The organism is Cupriavidus sp. 05T313 (genome assembly GCF_056396665.1).
Map to the genome: position 1 here is coordinate 1 of NZ_JBFTLX010000351.1, position 5,566 is coordinate 5,566.

Sequence of the window (5,566 nt, forward strand, 5' to 3'; positions counted from 1 at the left end):
ACACGTGACGCAACGCAAACTGCGCAATCTCCGCGGCGATGGCTCAGCGTCGACTTGGGCAGCCTAAGCATCTCGCCGGCCGAGGTGAACCCGCCGCGGTCAACCACCTGTACGAAGTAATAGACGTCCTTCAGATCCAGCATTGCTTGGGGCGCGGATCATTGCCGGCGGTGGCAACGGTTCGGATGTGGGTGTGATCTTGATCCCCGATCATACCCCAGGGCGCGCATCCGCGGATCCGGGCAAACCYTGGCGCGCACCACTGCGCCGGCCCCGATCGTTCAGTTTTTCCTACACGTTCCGACAGCTTCAGTGATGCCAAGAAGCCCGACGACGACCACCTGGCCGTGGCCCGATTCCAGGGCCGCAGGGTGACACCGCTCGCGCATGCGTTGCACTGCGAGCAAGAACCCGTGGCAGCCTGAGAAAGCAAATGGGCGGAGATGCAGAGTCTCCGCCCATTCCCCTCCTGCCACAGGCACCGGCATTGATCGGTGCCTGTGGCAGGAGGACTACACCGGCACCGCCTCCCCGCAGCCGGCAATGACATGCATATAGCGCGAAGGCGGCATGGAATCGACAGTGGCCTGGACCGCTTCCGTGCACAGGGACGGACGCCTGGCCAGCGCATCAACATATCGCTCGACGTTGGGCAGGTTTTCCCACATCGACGCAAGCCCCAGATAAGCCATCCGAACCAGATTGACACCCCACAGCACATCGCCGAGCGAGAATGATTCCCCCCTGAGGTACGGTGACGACGAACCAAGCGCATGGTCGAGGTCCGTCAAGAGGCCCGCGACGTGCCGACGTGCGGCGCGCTGAAATGCCGCATCGTGGCAGACCGACTTGCCGCCCCGCTCCTTCGCGATCTTCGCGCGATAGGCCGCAATGAGCTCCGCATCGTCGGCATTGGCGTCAATCATGGCTTCGAGCGCCTTGATCTTGTAGTCGTAGACCGTTTCCATGGCCGTCTTGAGCGCTTCAGGCCGCAGGTCGGCATCGGGATGAAAGCCGTAGAGCAAGGTGCCGTTCGGGATCTGATCGACGATGCTCACCTGGTGCATCACCTGGGCACGCACATCGGCATCCTCCGGCACGAGATGAACGGGATCGCGCGACACCGCATCGAGATAGCAGCAGATCCGTCTGGAATCGGCAATGACACGGCCAGCCTCGTAGTCCACAAGCAACGGGACCGCGCAGGGATCAAAGCCTTCGGTCTCCACCGAAGTACGCCCGCTATAGCCGCTGACAAGTTCCCGCCCCACTTCCCGGCCTGCAAGCAACCGCAGTCGGACGTAGGGCGGATGGTAGTGCTCGGCTGGAACAACGCCATCAGGACCCATCGAACCGAGGATCATCATATTGTTCGAACGGTACGGCAACTGCTTCTCGAACAATACCGTGCGCACTTTCTGCGAGCAGAGTGAACTGGCCGCGTGGAACAGTTCGAAGCGCGGGTTGGCGTCACTACCCACGAGAGAGATTCGCGCGGGGTCCGCGATGGCGGCACGGGCACCGGCCGCCATATTCGTCAATTTGTCATGGCTCATTGCTGGTTTCCTGGCACTCAGGTTTGGCGCYATCGTTCATCGTTATCTCCTGTTCTTGGGTTGACGTCTAGCAACTCTTGTTGGCGGTGCCCGTTCGCAGCATCAGCTCCATCTGCTGTGCAATCTGCAGCAGCGCACCGTCGTCGCCGGGCTTCGCGACGATCTGCAAGGCAGCGGGAAGGCTGCGTTCGCCGGTCGCCAGGGGAATCGAAATGGCAGGAAATCCCGCGACATTGAACGGTGCCGTATAGGTCATCAGCGCCTCTCGGACCGTGCCGGTCCAAGCGCCAATGCTCACGGTACCGGCATCGAGATGCGGTGCGGTGCACGGGCATGTCGGCAGCACGAGATAGTCAACCGTCGACATCACCTCGTGCAGCCTTGTCGTGAAACTTCGCCTGGTCTGCTGGGCCGCCGCATAGGCGCGCAGGTCCATGGTTTCCGCGCGTTTCAGCCGGTCGACGGTTTCCGGATTGTAGTGCGTCGAGATACGGTCCCAGTCGTTGCGGCGGAAATGCTCGATGCCGCCTTCGATCAGGACGATGTTCGCGAAGGCACCGAATACCGCATCGAACAGGCCGGAAGTGCTGACGTTCACACAGGAAAAGACCTGCGCCAGCCGCTTCATCGCGCCATCAAATGCCGCTGCAATTTCCGGACTGAGTGGAACCGGTGCGATGTCACGAATGACGCCCAGCCGTGCGGACAGCCACGCATCGCTCTCGGGAACCCTGATGTCAATCGCATCGGCGAGCAACAGCACGTCGTCAACCTGCTCGCCGAGCAGGCCAACGTGGTCGCAAGTGGGCGCCAGGGGGAACACGCCGCGCGTGGATAACGTGCCGAGCGTGGGCTTGTATCCGACGACGCCGCACAGCGCGGCGGGAATCCGGACCGAGCCGCCGGTATCCGTGCCCACGCCCGCCATGATGGCACCGTGCGCAATCGCCGCCGCGGCGCCACCACTGGAACCCCCGGGTATGCGTGTATGGTCCAGCGGATTCAGGGTATCGCCAAACCTGGCGCTGGCGGTTGTCACGCCCCACGCGAATTCGTGGGTCGTGGTCTTGCCGATGATGATCGCGCCGCGCTCCACCAGAGTTCTCACGATGTCCGCATCGGCGGCTGGCACATGACCGAGATAGGCTGCGGAACCGTAGCGGGTCTCCATGCCCTTGGTGTCGATCAGATCCTTGACCGCAATGGGCAGTCCCTCCAGTGGCCGCGGCCGGCGTTCGCCATAGCGGCGGTCGCTTTCCGCTGCCGCCTTCAGGGCACGGTCCCAATCGATCGCCGAGAATGCATTGAGCAGCCGCTTGCTGGCTTCCGCGCGTTCGAGTGCCTGCTCCGTCAATGCCGTCGCGGTGAATTGCCGCGTGGCAAGGGCATCCAGCGCGTTGCGCAAGCCCATGGAATGCGGGGCCGTCGTTCGGGATGGGCGTCGGATGCCGTGCTGGTCGAGCGACCCGACAGCCGTCGGAAGTATGTCGTGGCCAGAGAAGATCGCATCTCGTGGCTGGCAGTTCAACTGGTTCATGTATTCCACTCCAGGGTGACGTTGCGGTTGGCTTATCCCTGGTTGGAAACGATAGTTGATCGGCTCGGCCTTGGAAGCTGGCTGGCGCCGAACGCAGCGTCCATGAATATGGAACGCCCGGCGGGACACACGGGGCGTGGCCCGCATGGCTTTGGAGGCAGAGGAGGTAGTGCCGGGTCAGCGGCCGTCGAATGCGGTGACCTTGGGCAGCTCTACGGCGAGGAAATCGACCAGCGACCGCACGGCGGGAAGCAGTCCGGTCCGATACGGCATGAGGGCCGAGATGCGCGCATCCGCGGCGATCCAGCCCGGCAGGACTTGCCGCAGCACGCCAGCCTGCAGCTCGGACCGGCAGATATACCCGGGCAGGGCTGCCACGCCAACGTTGGCGCAGGCTGCCTCCTTCAGGGACATCATGCTGTTGCTCTGGAATCTTGGCTCGATCGGGATGGTGACGAGCGTGCCGTCGGGGCCTCGCAGTTGCCACTGCAGCGGCCCTTTGCGCACCATCGAGACGATGGCATGGGATGCAAGTTGCTCCGGCTCCTCCAGGAGTGGCCTCCGTTCGAGGTAGTCGGCACCCGCAAACAGGTACCATGGCGCCCTGACGATGGGCCGTTGGACCAGGTTGGAATCCTGCAGTGCCGAGGTATGTCCGCGCAGCGCCAGGTCGAAGCCCTCGCCGACAACGTCGACGAGCCTGTCCGTGGCGATTTCCACGATGCTGACCTTGGGATGGCTGCTCAGGAACGTCGGCAGGACCTGGCGTAGCGCAAACTGCGCAAGCTCGACCGCTACCGTCACGCGAATGATCCCGCTGGGTTCCGCGAGCCTCTGGCGCATCGCCTGTTCCGCGACGTCGGCGCTCTGCAGCAAGGCGACAGCGTACTGGTAGAACTCAGCGCCTACGTCGGTCAAGGCAAACTGGCGCGAGGTCCGGTTGATCAAGCGGACGCCCAGCGAAGCCTCCAGCTCCTTGACCCTGTGACTTAACGTGGACTTGGGCAGCCCCAGGCTGTTGCCGGCAGACGTAAAGCCACCGCGGTCGACCACTTGCACGAAGTGAAAAACGTCTTTCAGGTCCAGCATCTGGCTGCCTTGGTAGCGGTTGGGTTGGGTTGGGTTGGGTTGGGTCAATGGTGTGTGCTTTCCATCGATGGTACTGCAAGGGGTGCGCGCAGTGCCACGGTCGAACACCCCCCAATGACCGCCATTGCCGTGGCAGGCGCCCGCTCGCGCCACGACCGTCAATGCGCCCGAACCCCACCGATCGCGGCAAACTTGGCAGAAAACGACACCACGTCGCCGTAGACTACGAGCGAACGCATGCGCAGCTTGCCGGGTTCGGCAAGCTGCGTATTCGCTTCGAACGTCGCCTCATTCCGATCAAAGAGGGAAACACGGTTCAACCCAGAACTTGTTGCCTTGCGGCCGATTCTGCACGGCGAACTCGCGCTGATACTTGAGCACAATGCCTGCCGCCGGCGACCACATGTATCGTAGTTGCGGCCCGACTGCGACAGATTTTCCGCGAAACCCATCCGCTCCTACGGGCACGCCGTTGACTTTGTCATCGGTGAACTGTTTCAGGAGGTATCCTTGAAGTCCGAGCTGGAACTTGCTGTTAAGCGAATATCCAACAACATATTCAAGTGCTGCAACAGCGCCAGAGTGATGTCGAGTCGCCGAGTTCGGTGAACTGATCTCTACGAGCGTGGTGGTGGAGACTTCAACTGCGGGCGTGGGGAACCATGTGGTACTGATGTGCGGTATTAGCGCATATACATTCCGACCAGTGTTCGCCACTCGGTTGGCGGAGTAGGACCCGCTCGGCACTGCGACATTGGTGGCGAGGAAGGCGAAGAATGTTCGCGATGGATTTGAATAATCAATGAGCCACGGCTCAAGAATGATGTCTCCAATTCCATAGCGCTTGCCGCTGCCGCCTGGCGTTTCCAGCCCAAGATGAACGAGCGGGACGATTGCACCACTGGACACAGTAAAGGGGCCGAATGTGGTGCCCCATGTGTGAACGACACGCGGGGCGTCAGCAAACGTGTTCAAGTGGAAGCCGGGAACGAGACTTCCTCCATGCGGGCCAGCGAATTTTCYGGCATTGTAGTAAAGCGTGTAGTTATAGAACTGGGTTTCACCAGGCGGTGGCAAGATTCCATTCAATACGGTATTGACGCCAACAGGGTAACTGGTCTGGCCATTCTCGGTTGCCTCAACCTTCGAGGCGAGCCAGCATGCGAGCGCAACAACCGTCAAAAATCTCGCGGGCACTTTAATCATGTCTCCTCCGTCTCTTTATTCTCTTTTTCGGCTGAGGGCTCCGGGCATCCGCATCAGCCGGTTAAGCGCGCCTACGCTAACTATTCGACATCTCCGCAACTTGCCGAGACTCGCTAACGATGGCTATCGCTTCTTCGTGCTTTTCCAGGTCAAGGAGCGACCCGGACGGTTCCGGGGG

Annotated in this window: 5 protein-coding genes and 1 pseudogene; 1 reads left to right on the plus strand and 5 read right to left on the minus strand. The window is 61.6% G+C overall.

Translation table 11 applies throughout. From position 1 onward, the window contains the following. The 4 genes from AC1DKD_RS38415 to AC1DKD_RS38430 form a co-directional block, all read right to left on the minus strand. A partial coding sequence (locus AC1DKD_RS38415; protein ID WP_477144496.1) for a LysR family transcriptional regulator occupies nucleotides 1-143 on the minus strand: 143 nt, incomplete at its 3' end. Nucleotides 144-512: 369 nt separating this feature from the next. Beyond that, the gene (locus AC1DKD_RS38420) at nucleotides 513-1,556 is read right to left on the minus strand and encodes a glutathione S-transferase family protein (RefSeq protein ID WP_441629677.1); all 1,044 of its coding nucleotides are present in this window, start codon (nucleotides 1,554-1,556) and stop codon (nucleotides 513-515) included. Nucleotides 1,557-1,623: 67 nt separating this feature from the next. Then, the gene (locus AC1DKD_RS38425) at nucleotides 1,624-3,093 is read right to left on the minus strand and encodes an amidase (RefSeq protein WP_441629676.1); all 1,470 of its coding nucleotides are present in this window, start codon (nucleotides 3,091-3,093) and stop codon (nucleotides 1,624-1,626) included. Between the two features lie 177 nt (nucleotides 3,094-3,270). Beyond that, nucleotides 3,271-4,182 (minus strand): LysR substrate-binding domain-containing protein, encoded by a 912-nt coding sequence (locus tag AC1DKD_RS38430; protein WP_441629683.1) that lies wholly within the window; start codon nucleotides 4,180-4,182, stop codon nucleotides 3,271-3,273. A gap of 128 nt (nucleotides 4,183-4,310) precedes the next feature. On the opposite strand from AC1DKD_RS38430, the pseudogene AC1DKD_RS38435 reads away from it, so the two are divergent. Beyond that, nucleotides 4,311-4,472, plus strand: a pseudogene (locus AC1DKD_RS38435) (IS5/IS1182 family transposase); the annotation flags it as partial. A gap of 7 nt (nucleotides 4,473-4,479) precedes the next feature. On the opposite strand, the gene AC1DKD_RS38440 reads toward AC1DKD_RS38435, so the two are convergent. Next, nucleotides 4,480-5,388 carry a SphA family protein gene (locus tag AC1DKD_RS38440; RefSeq protein ID WP_477144495.1) on the minus strand — a complete coding sequence of 303 codons (909 nt, stop codon included), beginning with the start codon at nucleotides 5,386-5,388 and terminating at the stop codon, nucleotides 4,480-4,482. Nucleotides 5,389-5,566: the final 178 nt, after the last annotated feature.

Coding starts and splice junctions, on each gene's coding strand:
- AC1DKD_RS38420 (WP_441629677.1), bottom strand. CDS start 1,556: ATGAGCCATGACAAATTGACGAATATGGCGGCCGGTGCCCGTGCCGCC.
- AC1DKD_RS38425 (WP_441629676.1), bottom strand. CDS start 3,093: ATGAACCAGTTGAACTGCCAGCCACGAGATGCGATCTTCTCTGGCCAC.
- AC1DKD_RS38430 (WP_441629683.1), bottom strand. CDS start 4,182: ATGCTGGACCTGAAAGACGTTTTTCACTTCGTGCAAGTGGTCGACCGC.